At 54.2% G+C, this 21,966-nt stretch carries 21 protein-coding genes and 1 riboswitch; of the genes, 5 read left to right on the forward strand and 16 right to left on the reverse strand.

Features of this window, described 5'->3' with window-relative positions; all coding sequences use genetic code 11:
* Positions 1-92: 92 nt before the first annotated feature.
* Both QWV57_RS12340 and QWV57_RS12345 read right to left on the reverse strand, forming a co-directional pair.
* Complete coding sequence (locus QWV57_RS12340; protein WP_063193025.1) at positions 93-2,666, reverse strand: vitamin B12-dependent ribonucleotide reductase; 2,574 nt, start codon at positions 2,664-2,666, stop codon at positions 93-95.
* Positions 2,667-2,925: 259 nt separating this feature from the next.
* Positions 2,926-3,762, reverse strand: coding sequence for a lipoate--protein ligase family protein (locus QWV57_RS12345; protein WP_012820562.1), 837 nt, complete (start codon positions 3,760-3,762; stop codon positions 2,926-2,928).
* Positions 3,763-3,972: 210 nt separating this feature from the next.
* On the opposite strand from QWV57_RS12345, the gene QWV57_RS12350 reads away from it, so the two are divergent.
* Positions 3,973-4,347: a rhodanese-like domain-containing protein gene (locus QWV57_RS12350; protein ID WP_012820561.1), complete on the forward strand. Its 375-nt coding sequence runs from the start codon at positions 3,973-3,975 to the stop codon at positions 4,345-4,347.
* Positions 4,348-4,403: 56 nt separating this feature from the next.
* Here the strand turns inward: QWV57_RS12350 and QWV57_RS12355 are convergent, their stop codons facing one another.
* The 4 genes from QWV57_RS12355 to gcvT all read right to left on the reverse strand — a co-directional run bounded on the left by QWV57_RS12355 (position 4,404) and on the right by gcvT (position 9,846).
* Positions 4,404-5,591 carry an ROK family transcriptional regulator gene (locus QWV57_RS12355; protein WP_020753853.1) on the reverse strand — a complete coding sequence of 396 codons (1,188 nt, stop codon included), beginning with the start codon at positions 5,589-5,591 and terminating at the stop codon, positions 4,404-4,406.
* 313 nt (positions 5,592-5,904) lie between these two features.
* Positions 5,905-7,377, reverse strand: a complete 1,473-nt coding sequence (gcvPB, locus tag QWV57_RS12360) for an aminomethyl-transferring glycine dehydrogenase subunit GcvPB (RefSeq protein ID WP_012820559.1) — start codon at positions 7,375-7,377, stop codon at positions 5,905-5,907.
* Complete coding sequence (gene gcvPA, locus QWV57_RS12365; RefSeq protein ID WP_033004728.1) at positions 7,370-8,716, reverse strand: aminomethyl-transferring glycine dehydrogenase subunit GcvPA; 1,347 nt, start codon at positions 8,714-8,716, stop codon at positions 7,370-7,372. The genes gcvPB and gcvPA overlap by 8 nt, the downstream gene beginning before the upstream one ends.
* Before the next feature lie 35 nt (positions 8,717-8,751).
* Entirely contained in the window at positions 8,752-9,846 is a 1,095-nt protein-coding gene (gene gcvT / locus QWV57_RS12370; protein ID WP_013144750.1) for a glycine cleavage system aminomethyltransferase GcvT, read from the reverse strand.
* A gap of 187 nt (positions 9,847-10,033) precedes the next feature.
* Positions 10,034-10,122: riboswitch (glycine riboswitch) on the reverse strand.
* Between the two features lie 219 nt (positions 10,123-10,341).
* On the opposite strand from gcvT, the gene QWV57_RS12375 reads away from it, so the two are divergent.
* Both QWV57_RS12375 and QWV57_RS12380 read left to right on the forward strand, forming a co-directional pair.
* Positions 10,342-12,006, forward strand: coding sequence for a DEAD/DEAH box helicase (locus QWV57_RS12375; protein ID WP_060787690.1), 1,665 nt, complete (start codon positions 10,342-10,344; stop codon positions 12,004-12,006).
* Entirely contained in the window at positions 11,993-12,787 is a 795-nt protein-coding gene (locus tag QWV57_RS12380) for a YqhG family protein (protein ID WP_060787691.1), read from the forward strand. Before QWV57_RS12375 ends, QWV57_RS12380 begins: the two co-directional genes overlap by 14 nt.
* Positions 12,788-12,925: 138 nt before the next feature.
* Here the strand turns inward: QWV57_RS12380 and ltrA are convergent, their stop codons facing one another.
* The 9 genes from ltrA to comGA all read right to left on the reverse strand — a co-directional run bounded on the left by ltrA (position 12,926) and on the right by comGA (position 19,211).
* The gene (gene ltrA, locus QWV57_RS12385; protein WP_011230853.1) at positions 12,926-14,185 is read right to left on the reverse strand and encodes a group II intron reverse transcriptase/maturase; all 1,260 of its coding nucleotides are present in this window, start codon (positions 14,183-14,185) and stop codon (positions 12,926-12,928) included.
* Between the two features lie 591 nt (positions 14,186-14,776).
* The gene (locus QWV57_RS12390) at positions 14,777-14,956 is read right to left on the reverse strand and encodes a YqzE family protein (RefSeq protein WP_011231910.1); all 180 of its coding nucleotides are present in this window, start codon (positions 14,954-14,956) and stop codon (positions 14,777-14,779) included.
* 45 nt (positions 14,957-15,001) lie between these two features.
* Positions 15,002-15,391, reverse strand: a complete 390-nt coding sequence (comGG, locus tag QWV57_RS12395) for a competence type IV pilus minor pilin ComGG (protein ID WP_012820555.1) — start codon at positions 15,389-15,391, stop codon at positions 15,002-15,004.
* A 75-nt stretch (positions 15,392-15,466) separates the two neighbouring features.
* Complete coding sequence (comGF, locus tag QWV57_RS12400; protein ID WP_012820554.1) at positions 15,467-15,913, reverse strand: competence type IV pilus minor pilin ComGF; 447 nt, start codon at positions 15,911-15,913, stop codon at positions 15,467-15,469.
* A complete protein-coding gene (locus tag QWV57_RS12405) occupies positions 15,892-16,218 on the reverse strand; it encodes a type II secretion system protein (protein ID WP_042380986.1) in 327 nt (108 codons plus the stop codon). Before QWV57_RS12405 ends, comGF begins: the two co-directional genes overlap by 22 nt.
* Positions 16,202-16,639, reverse strand: a complete 438-nt coding sequence (gene comGD, locus QWV57_RS12410; protein WP_033004731.1) for a competence type IV pilus minor pilin ComGD — start codon at positions 16,637-16,639, stop codon at positions 16,202-16,204. Before comGD ends, QWV57_RS12405 begins: the two co-directional genes overlap by 17 nt.
* Positions 16,629-16,925 (reverse strand): competence type IV pilus major pilin ComGC, encoded by a 297-nt coding sequence (comGC, locus tag QWV57_RS12415; protein WP_015375395.1) that lies wholly within the window; start codon positions 16,923-16,925, stop codon positions 16,629-16,631. The genes comGD and comGC overlap by 11 nt, the downstream gene beginning before the upstream one ends.
* Positions 16,926-17,112: 187 nt before the next feature.
* Positions 17,113-18,141: a competence type IV pilus assembly protein ComGB gene (comGB, locus tag QWV57_RS12420; RefSeq protein ID WP_060787692.1), complete on the reverse strand. Its 1,029-nt coding sequence runs from the start codon at positions 18,139-18,141 to the stop codon at positions 17,113-17,115.
* Positions 18,138-19,211 carry a competence type IV pilus ATPase ComGA gene (comGA, locus tag QWV57_RS12425; RefSeq protein WP_015375397.1) on the reverse strand — a complete coding sequence of 358 codons (1,074 nt, stop codon included), beginning with the start codon at positions 19,209-19,211 and terminating at the stop codon, positions 18,138-18,140. The genes comGB and comGA overlap by 4 nt, the downstream gene beginning before the upstream one ends.
* A gap of 192 nt (positions 19,212-19,403) precedes the next feature.
* On the opposite strand from comGA, the gene QWV57_RS12430 reads away from it, so the two are divergent.
* Both QWV57_RS12430 and QWV57_RS12435 read left to right on the forward strand, forming a co-directional pair.
* Positions 19,404-20,102 (forward strand): helix-turn-helix transcriptional regulator, encoded by a 699-nt coding sequence (locus QWV57_RS12430; protein WP_020753839.1) that lies wholly within the window; start codon positions 19,404-19,406, stop codon positions 20,100-20,102.
* A gap of 155 nt (positions 20,103-20,257) precedes the next feature.
* Positions 20,258-20,500, forward strand: a complete 243-nt coding sequence (locus QWV57_RS12435; RefSeq protein WP_008879854.1) for a DUF2626 family protein — start codon at positions 20,258-20,260, stop codon at positions 20,498-20,500.
* Positions 20,501-20,583: 83 nt separating this feature from the next.
* On the opposite strand, the gene QWV57_RS12440 is transcribed toward QWV57_RS12435, so the two are convergent.
* Positions 20,584-21,717: a class I SAM-dependent methyltransferase gene (locus QWV57_RS12440; protein WP_081132472.1), complete on the reverse strand. Its 1,134-nt coding sequence runs from the start codon at positions 21,715-21,717 to the stop codon at positions 20,584-20,586.
* Between the last annotated feature and the right edge of the window lie 249 nt (positions 21,718-21,966).

A 21,966-nucleotide genomic window follows, 5' to 3' on the forward strand; every position in this document is an offset into this window, starting at 1 on the left:
CTATATTTTGGCTTTTGCCTTTTATGTAAAAAAAACGCCGGTTCCTCTACGGAAACCAGCGTTTCATCCATCCAAACCCATCCGTATCACCATTACAGGCCACACTTCAGCTGCGCGCCGCAGTTGGTGCACGTGTTGCAGCCGCCGATCTCTTCGACCGTCCCTTCGCGGCAAATCGGACAAATATTGCCAACTTCCGAACCAATCGTCACATCGGTGGCGCGCACATCTTGAATCGTATCCACAAGCACAACGGCGCGTTTCGTCTCTTTTTCCTCGAGCTCCTCTGGAAGCAGTTCAAGTTGCTCTTCAATCCGATTCTCCTCAGCCTTTAACGTCAACACTTGCGCATCGCGGCTGCCGTCGACATAGACGGTTCCGCCTTTCGCACCGCAACGCCATAAACGCTCGTACACTTTTTGCACTTGCTCGACGGTGTAGCCCTTTGGCGCGTTGACCGTTTTCGACAAGCTCGAGTCGACCCAGCGTTGAATGATACACTGCACATCGGCGTGCGCTTCCGGCGGCAAGTCCATCGCCGTCACAAACCAAGGCGGCAAGTGGTTCGGGTCGGCTTCCGGGTGTTTGTCCAAATATTCTTGGACGATGTCCGCTTTCACTTCGATAAATTTGCCCAAGCGCCCGCTCCGGTAGTACGAGAACGAGAAGTACGGCTCAAGCCCGGTTGAGACGCCGACCATCGTTCCCGTCGATCCTGTCGGCGCCACCGTCAGCAAGTGCGAGTTGCGGATGCCGTATTTCAAAATATCTTGACGAATATCTTCCGGCATCCGTTTCATGTAGCCGGTGTTGATGAACGCTTCACGCAGCTTGCGCGTCTCTTCCTCCGTTTCGCCGACAAGAAACGGGAAGCTGCCTTTTTCTTTCGCCAGCTCGATCGATGCCCGGTATGCGGTCGTGGCGATCGTGCGGAACAGCTCATCGACAAGCTGGTTTCCTTCCTCAGAGCCGTACGCTTTTTCGCAGTAAATGAGCAAGTCTGCAAGCCCCATGACGCCAAGGCCGATGCGGCGCTCGCCGAGCGCTTGTTTTTTGTTTTCCTCAAGGAAGTACGGCGTGGCGTCAATGACGTTGTCTTGCATCCGCACCCCGATTTCGACCGTGCGTTTCAGTTTTTCGTAGTCCACGACCTTCCGTTCTTTGTCGACCATGTTCGCCAAGTTAATGGCGGCCAGATTGCACACCGAATACGGTGCCAACGGTTGTTCCCCGCACGGGTTGGTCGCAACGACTTTTTGCCCGTACGCGCGGGCGTTCGTCATTTCGTTGGCGTTGTCGATGAAGAAAATGCCCGGCTCGGCCGAATACGTCGCGCAAATGTTGATCAGCTTCCACAGTTCGCGGGCACGGATTTTCCGGTAGACGCGGACGCGATAGCCCATTTTCTCCCATTCGCGTACATCGCCGACTTCATGCCATTTTTCGTTGTAAATGCGCATTTCCTCTTCGGAATAGGTTTCCACGTCCGGGAAGCGGAGCGCGTATTCTTCGTCCTTTTCGACCGCTTCCATGAACTCTTTCGTCAAGCAGACGGAAATGTTCGCACCGGTCAAAAAGTCTGGGTTGTGCACCGTATATGTACCGCCGGTGCGCAGTTTTTCTTCGGCGTCTTTGATGATGTCTTCGGTGAAACCGCCGTAGTCAGGCGCGTTCTTGTATCGGACGATCGCTTCGTACATCGCCCGCTCCCGCTCGGTGAGCGGCGTAAATTTCAGTTTGTCGCGCGCTGCTTTTTTGATGCCTTCGTCTTCCATATTTTCGAGCAGGTAGCGCAAAATGCGCGGGTTTTGCATTTTCGAGACGATGAATTCGATAATGTCCGGGTGCCAGTCGGCAAGCATAATCATTTGGGCGCCGCGGCGGGAGCCACCTTGCTCGACAAGGTGGGTCAGCTTCGCAATATCGTCAAGCCACGAGACCGACCCGGACGATTTGCCGTTCACCCCGCGCGCAAGCGTATGGCGCGGCCGCAATGTCGAGCCGTTCGTCCCAACGCCGCCGCCGCGGCTCATGATTTCCATCACCTGCTTCCGATGTTCGGAAATTCCTTCGCGCGAGTCTTTCACAAACGGCATCACATAGCAGTTGAAATACGTCACTTCCTTGCCCGAACCCGCCCCGTACAACACGCGGCCGGCCGGAACAAAATTCAAGCTTGCGAGCTCTTGATAAAACTTTTCGAACCACTCTTTCCGCTTTTCTTCCGTCTTTTCCACCGCCGCCAGCCCGGTCGCATTGCGCTTGGCGATTTGCTCATAGAAAATCTCGAGCGGCTTATCAATAATGTCGAGCGACCGAACCACAATGCCGGTCTCCGCCTCTTCCCCTTCGAGCACGTGCCGGTATTCGTCTTCAATCAACACGCGCGCCTTTTTCGCCTCCCAATCGATGTCGACGATAAACCCGAGCCCTCGTGCCGGGAATTTCGGATCCTCCTTGATCGTCAACACGACGAAGTCGCCCGGTGTGAGCGTCAGCTTCTCCGTATCTTTGAATGAATACCGGTCAAGCATGACCAAACGGGATACGCCTTTATGGGTGATGTGCATATCCGGCGTAATCGGATGCACTTGCGGAAATAGGCGGATATCCTCGTTCAGCTTGTCAATATTGATCTTCATTTTTTCGGATGACGCCACCGTCATTCTCCTATCTCTCCTCTTTTATATAATCTCTCATGTTTTTGGCAAAGTTGTCCTGTCTTCTCTACCTTACCATATCAAACAGAAAAAAACAATATATAGTATGATTTTTTATGAAAATCATACTATATATTGTTAAAGAGAACAAATGATTTCATTTTGTCAAGCAAAAAAAAAAAAAACAAAACACGGCGAAAAGCGGAGAAAAACGGGGGAGTGCCGCTGTTTTTGCCGGAAAACGAACGATTTACCGCGTCGCTGCTCAGCGCTTGAAGTTCCATTCGTCGCTTTCGTATTTCGTCCGCGCCAGCTCTTCGACGTACGCCCGCTCTTCGGCGGTGAGCGTGTACGGTTCCAATACGATGTTCAATCCTTTTTCAAATCCTTTGTAAAACGCCTCTTTCGCTTCCTCGATCGTCACCGTGCGGCTCGTCAACTCATTGATCGCGACCGCCTTCTTTTTAAAATCGCGCTGCAGACGCTCTTTCACCCGCTCGTTTGGATATTTAAACAAGCTGAACAGCAAGTCTTCGTCCAAATCGAGCAAAATCGAACCATGCTGCAAAATGACGCCTTTTTGCCGCGTTTGCGCGCTGCCGGCGATTTTCCGCCCCTCAACGACAAGTTCGTACCATGACGGCGCGTCAAAACAAACAGCCGAACGCGGGCTGCGCAAATCGGCTTTCTCTTCTTCTGTCCTCGGCACGGCAAAATACGCATCCAATCCAAGATAACGAAATCCCTCTAAAATGCCTTGGGAAATGACGCGGTATGCTTCCGTCACCGTCTTCGGCATCGCCGGGTGCGACTCGGAGACGATCACGCTGTATGTCAATTCTTTATCGTGCAGGACGCCGCGCCCGCCGGTCGGCCGACGGACAAAGCCGAGGCCGTGCCGTTTGACCGCCTCTAAATCAATTTCTTTCTCCACTTTTTGAAAATAACCAATCGACAACGTCGGCGGATTCCAGCCATAAAAGCGGATCGTCGGCGGAATTTTGCCTTCGCTGTGCCAATCGAGAAGCGCCTCATCGAGCGCCATATTGAACGCCGGCGGGCAATAGCCGGAATCGATAAAGCGCCATACTTCTTTTGCCATCGTTCCACCTTCTCTATTGTTCCATACTCTAAACGCTGCGGCGGCTTGTCGACCACCGCCAAGGGGCGGGACGCTTTTGGCCGCCTTTATTAGTTTAGCAAACAACGCCGGTGAAGGAAAGAAAAATGGCATGGCGAAAATCTCTTTGCTTCCCGGCGGCGACTTTATATAATAGGAAATAGCAGACGAAGCGAAGGGAGGCATGATGGGGTGGAAGCATTGCTCATTATTCTCGGCGCGATCATCATTTATTCGGTGATCACATACATTTGGCAAAGACGAATTGTCAAATCGTTGACGGAAGAAGAATTCCGCGCCGGCTACCGGAAAGCGCAATTGATTGATGTCCGCGAACCGGATGAGTTTGCGGCTGGACATATTTTAGGGGCGCGCAACATCCCGCTCACGCAGCTTCGCGTGCGCATGAAAGAATTGCGCAAAGACCAGCCGATCTATTTGTACTGCCAAAACGGACTGCGCAGCGGGCGGGCCGCGCAAATGCTCTACCGAAAAGGATACCGCGACTTGTACCATTTAAAAGGCGGATTTAAAACATGGACCGGGAAAGTGAAGAAAAAAGCGTAGCCCGTTAACCAAAAAGGCGCTCTGCCGAAACAGGCAGGCGCCTCTTTTCGCATGCGCTAGACCGCCGCAAATTCCGGCGGCAGGACGACCGCCTCAAGCACCGAAGCAGCCGCGCCGATGGCGCAGCTTTTCTCTTTCAGCTTGGAGGAGATGATGGACGGCTCGCTTTCTTTTTTGACGAGAATTCGCTTTCTCACTTCTTGGCGCGCCGGACCGATCACATACTCGCCCGCTTGGGCAAGCGGGCCGCCGATGATGACCGCTTCTGGATTGTACGCATAAATCACCTGCAACAATCCAACGCCGAGATAGCGCCCTGTTTCCTCCAAAATGCGCGCCAGCTGTTCATCGCTTTCTGCTGCCAACGCCATCGCAGCGATGGAAAAGCGTTCATCGAGCCATTCGGAACGCCCTTCTTCAGCCAAACGGCGTTCAATGTATTTTTCCGACGCATACATTTCCCAGCAGCCGATGTTGCCGCAGCTGCAGCGAATGCCGTTGACATCGATCGTATGATGGCCGATTTCACCAGCTAGGCCGCTGACACCCCGATAGAGCTGATGGTGAAGAACGACGCCGGCGCCAATGCCGATTCCGGCGCTGATGTAAACAAAGTGGGCGAACTCGTTGCCGGCGCCGAACCACTTTTCTCCAAGCGCCGCCAGTTTCGCCTCATTCTCGACAATGACAGGACGCTCAGGCCACCGTTGCCGCAAAACAGCCGCCAAGGCGACATCGTCCCAGCGCAAGTTCGGAGCAAACACAACGGTCCCGCTTTCGGTATGGACGACGCCCGGCACGCCGATGCCGATTCCCATCACGCCGTACGGCGTCGCCGGCGCCCGGCGGATGGCCGCCTCGATGAGCTCCATCATTTCGCCGATGATCGCCTCCTGCCCTTCAGACGGGCGGAACGAACGCCGTTGCTCCCAAAGAATGTCCGCGTTTAAATTGGTCAACACGGCATACAAATAGTTCACCCCCAGCTCAACGCCGATAAGCGAGCCGGCGTCGGCGTTGAAGCGAAGCATGAGCGGCCGGCGCCCGCCGGTTGACTCGCCGATTCCGCTTTCATGGACGAAATGCTCGGCGATCAGTTCGTCAACAAGCGCGGAGACAGTGGCCTTGTTCAATCCGGTTGTCTTGGCGATATCGGCGCGCGAAATCGGATGCTGGTCGCGAATCAATTTTAAGACGAGCTGTTTATTCATTTTTTTTACAAGAGAAATGTTTCCTGTCCGCACGTCTCTGTCATCCTTTTCATTTGATTGATCGAATGTGTCTTGCGAAAGGGCAGGGGCGCCTCGCTATTATGGCGGTTGCTGCATCCGTCGATTCCTGCCGTGTTCGACTCTTGACCATCAGCTTTTTCGCCCAAGCCGTCGGGCGCCCGTGCACCGACTGTTAAGGCTAACTTCTCCATATGGACACATGCTTTTTCTTTCTTGATCTTAGTTTATATAATAAACTAATTCAACATTTCTGTCAATGACTCATCCGTCGTACAAAGAAACGGCCCGCTCCGTTAGGGAGCGAGCGCTCATCAATGCTCAAACATCAGTTGTCGCTATGTTTTGGTTTTTGATAGCGCAAAATCGGCTTGCGCGCCGCGGTCGTTTCATCAAGTCGCTTCACAACGGTCGTATGCGGCGCTTCTTGAACGATTTCCGGATTTTCCTCCGCCTCTTTGGCGATTTGGATCATGGCGTCAATAAACGCGTCGAGCGTCTCTTTCGACTCCGTCTCCGTCGGCTCGATCATCATGCATTCTTCAACGATGAGCGGGAAGTAAATCGTCGGCGGATGAAACCCGAAATCAAGCAGTCGCTTGGCGATGTCGAGCGTTCTGACACCGAGTTTCTTTTGCCGGCGGCCAGAGAGAACGAACTCGTGCTTGCAATGGCGGTCATACGGCAAATCGTAATACTCAGCAAGCCGACGCATCATATAGTTGGCGTTTAACACCGCATATTCGCTCACCGCTTTTAAGCCGTCCGGCCCCATCGAGCGGATGTACGTGTACGCCCGAACATTGATGCCGAAATTGCCGTAAAACGGCTTGACGCGGCCGATCGATTGCGGACGGTCATCATCAAGGTAATAACCGTTTTCCCCTTTTTCGATGACCGGCTTCGGCAAAAACGGAACGAGGTCGGCTTTCACCCCGACCGGGCCCGAGCCTGGGCCTCCGCCGCCATGCGGGCCGGTGAACGTTTTATGCAAGTTCAAATGAACAACGTCAAAGCCCATGTCCCCCGGGCGCGCCTTGCCAAGAATCGCGTTTAAATTCGCGCCGTCATAATACAGCTTGCCGCCGGCTTTGTGGACGATTTCGGCCATTTCGACAATATGCTCTTCAAACAGCCCGAGTGTGTTCGGATTCGTGAGCATAAGCGCCGCTGTATCCGGACCGACGACGCGCTTTAAGTCCTCTAAATCGACAAGTCCATCGGCGGTCGATTTGACCGTCACCGTCTCAAAACCCGCGACCGTTGCCGACGCCGGGTTCGTGCCGTGCGCTGAATCCGGGACGATCACTTTCGTCCGGTTGAAGTCGCCGTTTGCTTCATGGTAAGCACGGATCATCATCAGCCCGGTCCATTCGCCGTGGGCGCCGGCCGCCGGTTGCAAGGTGACCGCATCCATGCCTGTGATTTCTTTTAAATGCTCTTGCAAGTCGTACATCAACTCAAGCGCCCCTTGCACCGTTTTCTCTGGCTGAAGCGGATGAATGTGAGCAAACCCGGCGAGGCGGGCGACGTTTTCATTGATTTTCGGATTGTATTTCATCGTGCACGACCCGAGCGGGTAAAACCCGGAATCGACGCCGTGGTTTCGTTTCGAGAGCGCCGTATAATGACGCATTAAGTCAAGCTCCGACACTTCCGGGAGCTCCGGCTCTTCAGTGCGAAGATAATCGGCCGGCACGAGCTCGCTGACATCGACAGCCGGCACGTCAAGCGCTGGCAGGCTGTAGGCGATGCGCCCCGGCTTGCTTCGTTCGAAAATGAGCGGTTGATCGTTACGCATGGCCATCCCCCAATTCATTGACAAACCGATCGATTTCTTCTTTTGTCCGCAGTTCGGTGACAGCAACAAGCATATGACCGGCAAGCTCCGGATAGTCAGCCCCAAGGTCATAGCCGCCGATGATTCCTTTTTCGAGCAGGCGATCGTTCACATCAGAAACCGGCCGTCCAAGCCGGATGACAAACTCGTTGAAAAACGGACCGGCAAACGGCGACGACAGTCCGCGCTTTTCAAGTTCCACCTTCGCATAATGCGCTTTTTGCATATTCATCGCCGCCATTTCTTTCACGCCCCGCTTGCCAAGCGCCGACAGCGCAACGGAAGCGGCCAAGGCGTTTAACGCTTGATTGGAGCAAATGTTGGATGTCGCCTTATCGCGGCGGATGTGCTGTTCGCGCGCTTGAAGCGTCAAGACAAACCCGCGGCGCCCGTCCTCATCGGTCGTCTGCCCGACAAGACGGCCTGGAATTTTGCGCATGAGCGGCGCTTTGACAGCGAAATAGCCGCAATGCGGGCCGCCAAATTGCGTCGGGATGCCAAATGGCTGCATGTCGCCGACCACAATGTCGGCGCCAAACGCTCCGGGTGGAGTCAACACACCAAGCGCCAATGGGTTGCTGGCGACGACAAACAAACTTTTCTTTTCATGCGCAAGCGGCGCGATCGCTTTCAGCGGCTCGATTTGACCAAAAAAGTTCGGGTATTGGACGACAACGCACGCCACATCATCCCCCATTTCCGCTTCAAGCGCCTTAAGATCGGTGATGCCGCCGTCATACGGAATTTCTTTCACTTCGAGCTTCTGTCCTTTGGCGTACGTGCGCACGACTTCCCGATATTGCGGATGAACGGCGGTCGAGATGAGCACTTTCTTCCGCTTCGTATGCGCGGCGCTAAGAAGCACCGCTTCGGCAAGCGCCGTGCCGCCGTCGTACATCGACGAGTTGGCGACATCCATGCCGGTCAACTCGCACACCATCGTTTGAAACTCAAAAATCGCCTGCAGCTCGCCTTGGGAAATTTCCGGTTGATACGGCGTATAGGCCGTATAAAATTCAGAGCGCGACAGGACATGGTCGACGACAGCCGGAATATAATGGTCGTACACCCCGGCTCCTAAAAAGGAAACGTATTGTTTTACGCTGGCGTTTTTTTCCGCTAAGGCCGCAAGCTCTTTCCACAGCTCCGGCTCGGATTTGGCCGGTTTCACCTTCAGCTCGCCGCGGAAGCGGACTTGTTCTGGAATATCGGCAAACAAGTCGTCAATCGAGGCAACGCCGATCGTCTTCAGCATCTCCTGTTTGTCTTCTTCCGTCATCGGCAAATAACGATGGAGCACTGCGTTTTTCCCCTTTCCTTGTCGCTTTGGAATCGTCACTTGGCCCGCCTGTAAAACGGAATCGGCACGATGTTCGCTTTCAGCCGCTTGCCGCGGATGTCCACCTCCACCTCCCGGCCGATGGCAGCCACATCCGCTTTCACCAAGGCCAAGCCGATGTTTTTCTTCAGCGTCGGCGACTGCGTGCCGGTCGTGACGAACCCGACCTCTTCGCCGTCGGCAAATACAAGGTATCCGTGGCGCGGAATGCCTCTGTCGATCATTTCAATGCCGACGAGCCGGCGCGGCGGCCCTTCCTCTTTTTGCCGTTTCAATACAGCTTGGCCGATAAACGGCGGCTCTTTTTCCGTTTTGACGGCAAAACCAAGCCCGGCTTCAACTGGTGAAATCGAGTCGGACAGCTCTTGACCGTAAAGCGGCAGGCATGCTTCAAAGCGGAGCGTATCGCGCGCCCCCAGTCCGCATGGGAGAACGCCGTCACGAGCTCCGGCCGCTAGGATCGCCTCCCATAGCGCGGCGGCGTCTTCCGCTTTACAATATAGCTCAAACCCGTCTTCCCCCGTATAGCCGGTGCGCGAAACGAGCGCCTTCACGCCCGAGACTTCGACGCCGTCAGCGAATGAAAACGGGCGCAGCGCCGCCAAATCAAAATCCGTCAATCGCTGCAAGACGCGCTCCGCTGCCGGCCCTTGCAAGGCAAGCTGAGCCGTTTCGGACGATACATCTTGAAGCTCGACGTCGCCCTCAACATGCCCGCTTAGCCAAGCGAAGTCTTTTTCCGTATTCGCCGCGTTGACGACCAGCAAGTAGTCATTCTCTCCTTTTTGATAGATGAGCAAATCATCGACTGTGCCGCCGTCCTCATAGCACATGAGCGTATATTGCGCCCGGCCGGGCCGCAGTTTGGCGACGTCATTGGTCATGAGCTTTTGCAAAAACGCGAGGCTCCCACGGCCGCGGACGACAATTTCCCCCATATGGGAGACGTCAAACAGCCCGGCGCGCGTTCTTACAGCCTCATGTTCTTCCTTTATGCTGGAAAACTGCACCGGCATTTCCCAGCCGCCAAATTCAATCGTTTTGGCGCCGTAACGGGCGTACACCGAGAATAGGGGCGTGCGCTTTAGCATCTGATTCCCTCCTTTGATCCACGTCACACAAAAAAGGACAGACTTCCCCCTATCAACAAGTAAGGGGGCTCTGTCCTGGCACCTGAAAGTTTCCCGCCGGCCCGTTTGGCGCGTCCGTTCGCGGTCCATGGGGCCGATCGGTTTCCTCTTGGGTGGCCTGCGTGAACGCAGGCGCTCTCCAGAGCTGCGTCAAGCAAGAGTCTTTTTGCCTGAGAGATTCGCGTTTCCGCTTGCTCCTTCGGCGCTACATTCCGTAGTCTCTCCCCTTGCCGTCATCCGCCCATCAATAAATTGTTTCCATATCGGGCATACTAACAAACACCCTGATCAACGAGTCATGAGAATGTTCTAAATTTATACTACCATCAATCACAGTCAAAGGGCAATAGGAAATAATCGAACTTTCATGGCAATTAGTCATAATAATGTTCTTGTTTTACCCAACATACCACATGCAATCTATATAAACATTCGCAACAAGGGAAGGGGATCGCCATGAACATTGACCTTGAAATGGATGAAACATGGAAGGAGGAATTTTTGGCACGCGTCGAAAAAGACGGTCCGTGGGCGAGCTGGGAAATGTACGAACTGGCGCTTGAGGCCGCCCATCATTTAAGCGTCCCAGAATTTCATGGCTTGCAGGCGCCCAAACACCTGCCCCACTTGACGATCCTTCCGCACCAGCTTGAAGTGGCGCGCCGCGTCGTCGAGGAGATGAACGGCAAAGCCATTTTGGCGGATGAAGTCGGGCTTGGAAAAACGATCGAGGCCGGGCTCGTCTTAAAAGAATATATGATTCGCGGCCTTGTGAAAAAAGCGCTGATTCTCGTTCCCGCCTCCCTTGTTTCGCAATGGGTGAGAGAGTTGAACGAAAAATTTTTCATCCCGGCCGTCCAGCAGAAAAAGAGCTACGTCTGGGAGCAGTGCGATATCGTCGTTTCCTCGATCGACACGGCGAAAAAACCGCCGCACCGTGACATCATCTACGGGCAGTCGTACGACATGATCATCATCGACGAGGCGCACAAACTGAAAAATAACAAAACGAAAAACTACGAGTTTGTGCAAAATTTAAAAAAGAAGTTTTGTTTGCTCCTGACAGCGACGCCGATCCAAAACCGGATCGAAGAAATTTTCAACCTCGTCTCGCTGTTGAAACCCGGTCATTTAGGCAGCTCGGAACAGTTTGCCAAAACGTATGGAAAAACGCGGGCCGTACAGACGAACGACCATTTAAAAGCGCTCGTCAACAAAGTGATGATCCGCAACCGCCGCGCCGATACGCCGATCGAATGGGCGAAGCGCCACGTTGAACCGGTGCTGATCGAGTTTACGAATGAGGAACGGGAACTGTATGAAGCGGTCAAGGCGCTCCGCCGCGAATCGTTCGCCGGCTCGTTTTCGCTCATCACGCTTCTTCGCGAGGCGTGCAGCAGCCGCGAGGCGCTGTTTCTCACGATCAAAAACATGATCGATAAATGCGGTGGAGCGGTTCCAGAGCCGCTTGAACGCGTATTGGAAAAAATCAACGCCGTCAAGACGAATTCAAAGGCTGAAAAAGCGCTCGAGCTCATCCGCTCGATCAATGACAAAGTGATTATTTTCACCGAATATCGAGCGACGCAGCTGTACTTGCAATGGTTTTTAAAGCAGCACGGCATTTCGTCCGTTCCGTTTCGCGGCGGCTTCCGGCGCGGCAAAAAAGACTGGATGCAGGAACTGTTTAAACACCACGCCCAAGTGTTCATCGCCACCGAGGCGGGCGGCGAGGGCATCAACTTGCAGTTTTGCCGCTATGTCATCAACTACGACTTGCCGTGGAACCCGATGCGCCTTGAGCAGCGAATCGGCCGCGTCCACCGGCTCGGGCAGACGGATGACGTCTACATTTATAACTTCGCTGTCAAACAGACGGTCGAAGAACATATTTTAACGCTTCTGTACGAAAAAATCCGCCTGTTCGAACGAGTCGTCGGCGAGCTGGACGACATTTTGGCGAAAATGAACCTCGCCAACCTGGAGCGCTACTTCGAAGACGCCTTCGTTCATTCACGGAGCGAAGGGGAGATGAAAATCAAAATGGAAAACATCGTCGCGATGATCGAGCTGGCGGAGCAGCTCGGAAAGGAAGGAGGAGAGCGGCATGCAGCAACATGAAATCCGCCGCTTTGTCGAACGCTATTTTGCCGCTAACGGCTGCACGTTTGTTGAGGCGAACGACGACTACCTTACCGTGCAACTGACGGCAGAAATGGACAAAGAGCTGATGAATCGGCCGTTTTACTGGCATTATATTGAACGGACAGGCGGCGTCCCGCAGCCGATGCGACTGACGCTCATCACCCGCGCGAGCGAGCGGACGGACAAACTCAAAGGCGAGCGCCTCCATTTCGGCGCTCCCCGGCTGCACCAGTTGTTCCGCTCAGCGCAAAAACGCGGCAGCTTCATCCGCCTGTATGAGGAGCCAAGCGCGCCTTTGGACGGCAACGCCGCCCTCCATCCATGGCTCGGCATGAACGTCACGATTTCGTACGAATGCGACCGAAAAAAAGATGAAATCGTCTCCCTTGGCCTTCATCTCATTAGCGGAACGATCGTCGAGTCGTTTCATGAGCGGATGCGCGAGCGACGGCTGACGCCGAAAATCCCTGATTACTGTTTCACCATCTCCCCGCTCATTAAGCCGAGAAGCGGCATCGGCCGTCTCGAGCAATACATACGCAGCCGCATCGCCGCCGACGACCATGCGTGGGCGGATGAGGCGCGCCGACGCTGGGCCGACGATTTGGCGTTGCTTGATGAATTTTACAAAGACTGCGAAGAAAAGCCGGAGTGCTATTATATTGAGAAGGAAGCGTTGGAAAAGCAGTACAAGCCGCGCATCACCGTTTCCGTCATCAACGGCGGACTGTTTTATTTGCTGCCCCGCTCATCGTGAATCAACTCCGAGATGGGTCCATCCGGCTCGGAACGCTCAAACCGACGAACCCCCTTCCGTCGGCATCGAGTAGGAGAGGGTGACTAACCCTCGTCCTCTCACACCACCGTACGTACCGTTCGGTATACGGCGGTTCCATTAAGTCTGACGCAGAGATTCATATCGTTGATAAAGACTCTTCAGCCCTTGGCTCTCCCAATAGGAGTTGCCAAGGGCTTTATGCAGGATGGGACTGGCGGCCACTCTCCAATATTTCTTCCGAGTGTTTCCCCATTCATATGCTTTCTGCTTGGGCACTCCTAAACTTTGCAGTTTTCGGACTCTGGTTCTCGGAAGTTTCCACTCTTTCCATTGGCACATGCGCAGCCTTCGTCGAATCCATCCATCTAGTTCTTTGAACACACTTGGGGTCTCTGCTAGCGAAAAGTATCCACACCATCCCAGAATGTATTGATTGAGCTGTTCGATTCGTTCGGGCATGGGAATCGGTTTCGATCGGCTCGTCATGGTGCGTATCCTTTGCTTCATGCGCCGAATGCTTTCCTTTGCAATTCGGATTTTTGGCTCCTTACTTGGGGTGAAGCTAAAACCGAGGAATTTTCTCCTCCACGGACGATCCACTGCCGATTTGGTTTCGTTGACTTTCAGCCGGAGTTTCTTTTCGATGAATGCCGTGATCGATTTCATCACCCGTTCCCCGGCCTTCTTCGTCCTTACGTAGATATTGCAGTCATCCGCATACCGTACAAACTTGTGCCCTCGTTTTTCCAATTCTTTGTCCAGCTCATCCAGGAGAATGTTGGACAGGAGTGGACTGAGCGGCCCTCCTTGTGGAGTCCCCTCTTGTGTTTCCATGACCACCCCGTTGATCATGACCCCTGCCTGTAGATACTTCCGTATCAACTTTAGGAGGATTTTGTCTGGAATTCGTTTCGCTAATATCCCCATCAGTTTGTCATGGTTGACTCGATCAAAGAACTTTTCCAAGTCGATATCTACCACCCATGTATATCCTTCCTGAATATACTGCTTCGCCTTTTTCACCGCGTCGTGTCCTCTTCGACCGGGACGAAACCCGTAGCTGTGTTCCGAAAAGGATGGGTCAAAGATCGGCGTGAGCACTTGGGCGATGGCCTGTTGGATGAACCGGTCTGTCACGGTCGGGATTCCTAGTAACCTGACTCCTCCGTTCGGTTTCGGGATTTCGACCCGTCGGACCGGGCAAGGTTCGTAGGTCCCTTCTTCTAAAGCGTGCCGTATCGCGTCCCAATGTTCCACGAGGTGTCTTCGCAGGTCTTTGACGGACATTCCATCGGTTCCATGGGACCCTTTATTCTTTTCCACTTGTTTGAGTGCTCGCAGGAGATTCTCCCGTGACATTACCTGTTTCATCCACATTCCGATTCTTCCTCTCTACGTGAACGGTCCGTTCTATTTGTGCCATCTTCTTCTCCACCCTCTTGAGGTTCCCCATGGACTTCACCATTTCCCCCCTCAAGCAGGCCCTTTCGGGTTATCTGCTTCATCAAAGAAGATGAACGCCTAGTGGCCGTTCTCCTTCATGGTTCGGTCCTTCCCCTTCTATCTAAGCTAGACGGGTACTATGACCTCTGCTGACTTCTGTCCGTTCAGCGTTGGATCGCTCCAACGGTTGCCAAGCGCACTTGGCTTCCCGGACAGACCTCCCCGGGTAAGAGTGCAGTCTTTCCTTCCATCCATCTGCTTCATTTACTCGGTATCACCTTCGGCAGAAAGGGCTTCGTTTTGTCGTGCAAACTCACCCAATGATACCCAGCCTCCTATGAAGTTCGTGTTCCTCAGACCGGAAGTTTGCCGCCCGCTTCCTTCAGATTCTGCGTCGCCGCAGACACCCTTGCGTTAAGCTAACTGCTACTTCTGCCTTCGCAGTTCGGGACTTTCACCCTATAGACTGCACCCATGCCGGGCGCACACGAAAACCGCCCGCCGGCCTAGGCCAGCGGGCGGCTGCTACGGGCGGCGCCGAAACAGCAAGCGAAGCGAAAGCGGCACCATGCCAAACAATCGGTATGAAAGCGGAAGCTGCTCTTGTTTCCGCACCTGACGCCGCTGCCTCCGCTCCTCTTTCGGCAAGTCCATGTAGGCGACAAATTGTTGGGTGACAAACTTGACATAATCATTGACCGCCATCAAATCCCCCCTTTTTTCTTTTAGTTTTTCCGCTTCTTTCCTCTTTTAACCGTTTTGCTCGCTCCATTCGACAATATGAAGCGCCGGAAGCGTGACAGTAAACATGACAGCGCGCCTCAGCCCAGAGGCCGAACGGATGGACAAAGAAACCCGAACGTGCGCTGCATCTTCCCGCACCCACCGGTAGGCGGCCATTCCGCGCGGATAGGTCCATTCCCCAGCCTCTCCCGCGGTCGACGGATCTGCTGATGCGATGCGTTCTTTTACGTCAAACACGGCCATCTGCACAAGCTCGTCCGCCTCGGCTGCCTGCCGGGCCGCATAAGCCGCCTGTCGTTCCGCTTCATAGAGGAGCAAGACATGCATGACAGAAAAGACAAGCAACAAAGAAACAACAGCCACAATCGGAAACATGACGCCATCTTGTCGACCCATTTCCCCTTCCCCTCGTTTTTCCAGTCTAAAAGGGGGAAGCGGCGGTCAAGGGGGTCTCACCGTACAAGCCGCCCGCTAAAACGCCCGTGCCACAAACGCCTCGCAAACGGTGCCGTCATCAGCCGTCACTTGCAAAAATATCCCGCGTGCGCCGGCGCGGTACGAAACAGTGCGCACATGACGGAGCGCCGTTTCATTGCCAGCGCCGTCCACCTGGCGGATCAGTTCGGCTCTTGACGCAACAACAGAAAAACTGACCGTCTCACCGCTCCATTTTTGCAAATAGAGGACACGGCCGCCAGTCGACCATTGCTTCGTTTCATTCAGCTCGATTTGCAGCTGTTGCACAAACAGCCGCCATTCCAATCGGGAAAACGCGTCCGTCGGCTCCGGAGCCAGCAAGCGGACGGACAACAGCGCCGGAACGGCCGCCGCCACCGCCATCGCAGCCGCCAGCGCCAACAGTGCTTCGATCATCGTAAACCCGTTTTCTTTTGCCGCTACCGCTTGCCATACCCGCACCGCTCCATCTCGCGGCCGGCGTAATCGTTCCAACGCACGCATACTTTCCACATTCGCCCCCCTTCATCGCTCGCTTGCAGCCGAAATACCGTGCGCCCGTCGGCAATGGTGGTTTCTCCGACAAGCGGCTCCTCATACAGCGCGATGGCCAACAGCCGGCGCGCTTTCTCCTCGAGAATGAGGCTGTTGCGCTCTTGCGCCATTTGCGTCAACAGCGGGAGAAGAACGGCCGCTGTCGTCCATAGCAGCGCCAAAGCGAACAACGCTTCAACAAGCAAAAATCCGCCGCTACATTTTTTGCACATAAAATCGCCCTTTCCCCAGCAAAAAGGTGACTTTATACGTCATTGGGCCACCCCCTATCCAAATGGTTCCAGCCCGTTCAATGTTGCCGTTGTCGGTAAAGATGAGCGGATTGCGCAGCGTGCCGAGCCGAAACCGCCACGGAGAAGGGAGCGAACGAGCGACAACCTGCCGGCCGCTCGCTGCATCAATCGCCTTGTACCCAGCGCCACCGTCGGTAAAAAAAACCGCTACATTCACCCGCCGGGCGATGGCATGCTGCTGCGCGCCATACAAATCCGCGCGCAGCACAGCCAGCATATACATCTCCTCTTGATGGCGCACAGCGCCGCCAAGCGTCGGAACAGCCAGCCCGGCAAGCACGAGCACCACCGAGAAAACGATCAGCATCTCAAGCAGCGTAAACCCGCCGTTACGAGCCACTTTCACTCACATCGCCGTTCGTGCTGATTTGGATCGCATGACCGTTCGGACATTTGTCCGACTTGATATAGCGGCCAGCGAGCAATTCCTGCACCGTCGGAATTTTGTTATGCTCCATCTCATACGCTTTCACCTGCGCTTGCACGGTGTTCAAAAACGCCTCGCATCCTTTCGAATTGATCATGCTGTTGTGCTTTGTTATATTCGGAATGGCAATCAGCAACAGAACAGAAATCACCATCATCACGATCAACATTTCGATCAATGTGAATCCCTTTTGATTCATTGTCACTCCTCCTCGCATACGAAATTTCAGAAAGAGCGCTTAGCGAATGATCGGTTTAGTTCGATCGGTTCCTTTACCATCGAATCTGTTCATTGATTGGGCCTTGGGAGGAGGGGCGCGCCCCTCTTCCAAGGAGCCAACCCATCAAGATTAAGCATCTTGTTCCTACAGAGCCGTCCCATCCTTGCTACATTTCATTCAACATCGAAAACATCGGCAGCAAAATCGCCAAATACATCCCGACGACAAACGAGCCAACGACTGCCAATAAAAGCGGCTGCATGCATTTTAAGACCGACTCGATTCGTTGTTCCATCACCTGCAGCAAAAACTCGCTGTAATGTTCAAGTTCTTTGCCAAGTTCGCCGTTCGACTGGCCGTGGCGGATGACAAGCGCCAGCTCTTGTTCGTAATAGCGGGCGGCGCCGATTAATCCGTCAAGCGTCATCCCTTTCATCAACCCGTCGCGAAGGCGCCGGCCTTCCATTTGCAAAAACGGCCAGGACGACGGCTCGCTGAACACGCCGAGCGCATCATAAACCGACAATCCGGCCTGCAGCAGGCGCCCGAGCTGGCGGGCGGTCAGGCAGGTGACAAACAGTCTCAGAAAAGAAGCAAGCCCTGGAATTCGCAAAGCGAATTGAAGTTTTCGGGAGACCGGCCAGCGGCGGAAACAAGCGGTGTAAAACAGCCCGGAGAACACCGCCAAGACGGCGATGGCCGCCATCGCCATAGGGGCATGGGCGACCACCGCAAGCAGCCAAGCGGTGTGCCCGCGTTGTGGAGAAAACGCCGCCGCCGCCCGTTCAAACTGCGGCAGCAGCCACCATTCCATCAAGACGAGCATGATGATGAGCAAAGAAAGAAGGAACATCGGATAGCGGCTGAAGCGGCGAAGTTGCTCGTGGAAGCGCGCTTTTTGCGCCAGCGTTTCCCCTGTCTCTGCCATGCCGCGCGGCAAGTCGCCATGCCGTTCGGCAAAAAAGAGAAGGTTCACCGCCATGCGGTCGACCGACAGCGCTTCGACAGCCGCAAACAGCGGCAGCCCGGCGCGCAGCTGCTGCAGGCAGCGCTCTATTTCCAGCCGCCGGTGTGTTGGAGCTTGGATGGCCAAAAACTCAAGCGCTTGCCCAAGGGGGTAACCGCGTTCGAGCAGCCGGCCGAGCCGGGTGAAAAACAACGCCTGTTCAACAAGCGGCCACATTTTGCGCTTCATCTTTCTTCCCCTCCGACGAGCTCAAGCATGCGGACGGGCAGGTAGCCGAGCGCAATCCCCTTGCGGATCAAGCGAGCGAGCGTCATATAAGAGCGCTTGGGCTTCCCTCTCCCATTGGAGAGAAAATGAATCACGTCCTCCAGGGCTGAACCGCAAAGCAACTCATAAACAGCCGTGCGCCGGCGGCGCCCAAGACGGCCGCACGATGGATGGCAATCGTCGCCGCACAACGGGCAGCAAAGCTCGACAAGCCGCTGGGCAGAGACGGCAAGCAGCGTCTCAGCCAAATCGCCGAGCGGAATGCCGAATTCATGCAGCCGGTAGACGGCGCCGACTGCATCGGCGGCGTGCATCGTCGATACGACCAAATGGCCGCTCAATGCTGAACGGATGGCAATGGCCGCCGTGTCATGATCGCGGATCTCGCCGACCATCAACACATCCGGGTCATGACGCAGCGCCGCTTTTAACCCAGCTGCGTACGTGATGCCTGCTTTTTCATTGATTTGCACTTGCAACAGTCGTTCGTTCTGTTTTTCGATTGGATCTTCAAGCGTGATGATATTGCGCTGCCTTTCCGCTTGACAAAGATCAAGAAGGGTGTACAGGGTCGTCGTTTTTCCTGACCCCGTCGGACCGGTCAACAGCACGAGTCCTTGCGGATGCTGCATGAAGGAAAATAATCGTGCGGTGGAGTGGAAGAATAAGGATAGTTCGCGAAGCGGCAGCGAGAGGCGCTGCGGCAGAAGTCGAATGACGAGGCTTTCATCGTAGAGCGTCGGCAATGTCGATAAACGCAAATACACCGTTTCCCCAAACTCCGCTACTTCCATGGCGCCGCTTTGCGGACGGCGTCGTTCCCCGATGTCCATGCCGGCTAAAAATTTAAAGTGAACGATGAGGCGTTCCGCCGTTTCTTTCGGAAGAGCGCCAACGTCGACAAGCATGCCATCGAGCCGAAGACGAACGGCGGCATCACGGCGGCGCGGAACGAGGTGGAGATCCGAGGCGCGGCGCTGCACCGCTTCAGCGAGGAGGCGGTTTGCCGTTTGTTCGATCTCGTTCAGCACAGATTCCCTCCTTTCGACAGGTTGCTTTCTATTTCGACGAGCATGAGTCGTTATCCTGCTTTTGGCGCAGCTTTTTTGTGAAATTTTTTTGAATGTCAGTCCACTCACTGAAAGCAGTGACAAAAATCATTCCTCGCTTTGGACGATTTCATTATAATAACCATATCAATGATTCATTTGGGAGGGAAACCGATGGAACAAACATTGAAAATCACAAGCGTGTTGTCTGACCCGACAAGATTTCATATTTATGAATACATGGCAAAAGTGCATCGCGAAGTTTCCGTTCAAGAAATCGCAGAAAAATTCCATATCCATCCAAATGTCGCACGCCTGCACTTAACGAAGCTTGAGGACGTTCGAATGGTCGTATCGGATACGCAAAAAACGGGAAAAGGCGGACGGCCGAGCCGGCTGTATCGGCTGTCCGACGAAGTGATCGGGCTGTATTTTCCGTTCCGCGATTATCAACTCCTCGCCCGCATCGCCATTCAAACGATGGCCAAACTCGGTCCCGTTGGAAGCGAGGCGTTGCGTGAAACAGGAAGACGATTCGGCCGTGAGCTCGTCGCCAGCCGTTTGCCACATAACAGCGCAGCGAGCGCGCTCACCATGGCAGACAAAATCGCTATAATGGAAGAAGCGGCCGAAGCGGCTGGATGTTTGCCGCAGTTGCACCATGATGAAGAAAAAGAAGTGCTTTACCTCGATATTTTCAACTGCCCGTTCAAGGAAATCGCAGCGCAAGCACCTGATACGGTTTGCGGTATGCATCACTCCTTTTTGGAAGGAATGGTCGAGACGCTGTTTGCCGGTGCTGAAGTAACGGAAACGGAAAATATGATGGAAGGCAGCCATCGCTGCGCCTACCGCATCGTCATCCGTCCGTGACAGCGTCCCTCCTTCCTTCTTTTTTGTCTGAAAAAATCAACGGCCGGCCTTAGCTTTATTTCTTGCCCCTTGTCCGAAAGCGTTATTTACATTCCCAATCGTTGTACATTATAATAAGTAAGGACCAATGGTTTCAAACAAAGGAGGGATATAGAATGGACCGCATGTTCCGCGTGCTCGCCTTTTGGACCGGCATTTTTGCTGTCATGTTTTACCTCGGCCACATGCATACGACGTCGCTCATCTTCTTTGGGCAAACGGTGTTTTTCCTGTTCCTCGGCTTTTTAAAGCTGACCGAAAGAATGTACATTTACATTTTCGGGGCGTATTTGACGATCTTCTTCGCGGCGTTTACGTATTGGACGACGTTTATGATGGTGCCCGGCATGGGCGAATAAAAAACAGGCAGAACCTCCTGCCTGTTTTTTTGCCGCTTTGACCAGAACTCCTTTTCTCCATTGCAGATCAGCGAAGGAAGCCGTTAATCGGCCGGCAAAAACTCGGGCGCTGGCCAAAAGTCGCGCGCGGCAAAACTCATCCCTTTCTGCAAGATCAGCACGTCAAAAAAGCGGCTGACGCCATCGTCAGCGATCAGCGCGCGGATCATTCGATTTTGGCGGCTTGCCGGCGAAAAGACATCGTCGCCTTCTGAAACGTCCCATTCATGCAAAAGGCCGGCTGCGAGCAAAAACCGATCTTGGCGAACGAACGCCACTTCCTCCCACCCAGCCTGACGGGCGTACAAGCGAAGCGCATCCCATTGTACATGGCTCGTCAAGTCCATCTCCCCCGGATGGCGAAGCGGGTCGGCAACAAGCTGATGGCGGAAATATCCGCGCAAGCTTCCATGCCGCCGCGCCGGGGCGCGCAACTGTTCGTCCGTATAGCCATAGTCGATCGTCACCATCACCGCCTGATGAAACAGCGGCCCAACCTCGAGCCAAAACGCCTTCATCGCGAGAGGCACCTCAAGCCTTTGCCCTTCAGCAAGATCCAATCCGCGCTCATGTAAATAGCGGACAATAGCGGGACGGCAAAGCGGCGCCTTTTCTTCAACGAGCCGGCCATCGCGGGCGGCGACAAAACATTCGTGCAAAACGCCGCCTTCCTTTACAATGACGTGAACGGGAAACGCATCAAAAAATTCGTTGCTAAACACAATGCCGGAAAACGGCCCACGCTCGGCCAGCCAGCGAGAGACATCGTCATATTGCTCCACCTTCTCGGCTGCGGGTTGAAGCGTTTCGCGCTGGCGCCGGCGGTGGAACGGGCTTTGGTCGATGATCGTATACGACAAGCGGTCGTATGTATGTGGACTTTTTTTCTTCCATTCTTCCAATACCGAAAGCGCCAATCTTCCGTCTCCGCCCCCCCACTCGCAAACAGCCGGCGGCAGGCCGCTCTGTTCCACCATCCGAACCCAAAGCGAAGCAAGCGCTTTGCCAAACACCGGCGCGAATGAGCTGTTCGTAAAAAAATCGCCTCTCTTGCCGATTTTCGCCCGCTCTCGCATATAGTAGCCGAATCGTTCATCGTAAAGAGCCATCTGCATGTAATCGGCGTACGACACCCGCCCACCCGGCGCCGCGGCAATCTGTTCATACAATCGATCCATCACCATTTCTCTACCCCGTCTTCCTCATCATTCCGAAAGAAGCTCCCGCCTCAAGCAAAGTGAAGTGGGAGTCGTTCACTTTTTTACTGTTGACATAGTGAAAATAATCATATATTGTTATAGTAGCAGCTTAACTATATCCCCTCCCATTATTGTGGATAGAACATCCCCCAAAAACCCTTCTTGGCGCGGCTAAGAAGGGTTTTTTGGCTCTTCACCAAAAGTTGTACTTGATTTTTTCTGAACATA

Source organism: Geobacillus zalihae, assembly GCF_030414215.1.
GTDB classification, from domain to species: domain Bacteria; phylum Bacillota; class Bacilli; order Bacillales; family Anoxybacillaceae; genus Geobacillus; species Geobacillus zalihae.

Coding starts and splice junctions, on each gene's coding strand:
- QWV57_RS12340 (WP_063193025.1), bottom strand. CDS start 2,666: ATGACGGTGGCGTCATCCGAAAAAATGAAGATCAATATTGACAAGCTG.
- QWV57_RS12345 (WP_012820562.1), bottom strand. CDS start 3,762: ATGGCAAAAGAAGTATGGCGCTTTATCGATTCCGGCTATTGCCCGCCG.
- gcvPB (WP_012820559.1), bottom strand. CDS start 7,377: ATGCGTAACGATCAACCGCTCATTTTCGAACGAAGCAAGCCGGGGCGC.
- gcvT (WP_013144750.1), bottom strand. CDS start 9,846: ATGCTAAAGCGCACGCCCCTATTCTCGGTGTACGCCCGTTACGGCGCC.
- QWV57_RS12375 (WP_060787690.1), top strand. CDS start 10,342: ATGAACATTGACCTTGAAATGGATGAAACATGGAAGGAGGAATTTTTG.
- QWV57_RS12380 (WP_060787691.1), top strand. CDS start 11,993: ATGCAGCAACATGAAATCCGCCGCTTTGTCGAACGCTATTTTGCCGCT.
- ltrA (WP_011230853.1), bottom strand. CDS start 14,185: ATGTGGATGAAACAGGTAATGTCACGGGAGAATCTCCTGCGAGCACTC.
- QWV57_RS12390 (WP_011231910.1), bottom strand. CDS start 14,956: ATGGCGGTCAATGATTATGTCAAGTTTGTCACCCAACAATTTGTCGCC.
- comGG (WP_012820555.1), bottom strand. CDS start 15,391: ATGGGTCGACAAGATGGCGTCATGTTTCCGATTGTGGCTGTTGTTTCT.
- QWV57_RS12405 (WP_042380986.1), bottom strand. CDS start 16,218: ATGTGCAAAAAATGTAGCGGCGGATTTTTGCTTGTTGAAGCGTTGTTC.
- comGC (WP_015375395.1), bottom strand. CDS start 16,925: ATGAATCAAAAGGGATTCACATTGATCGAAATGTTGATCGTGATGATG.
- comGB (WP_060787692.1), bottom strand. CDS start 18,141: ATGAAGCGCAAAATGTGGCCGCTTGTTGAACAGGCGTTGTTTTTCACC.
- QWV57_RS12430 (WP_020753839.1), top strand. CDS start 19,404: ATGGAACAAACATTGAAAATCACAAGCGTGTTGTCTGACCCGACAAGA.
- QWV57_RS12435 (WP_008879854.1), top strand. CDS start 20,258: ATGGACCGCATGTTCCGCGTGCTCGCCTTTTGGACCGGCATTTTTGCT.
- QWV57_RS12440 (WP_081132472.1), bottom strand. CDS start 21,717: ATGGATCGATTGTATGAACAGATTGCCGCGGCGCCGGGTGGGCGGGTG.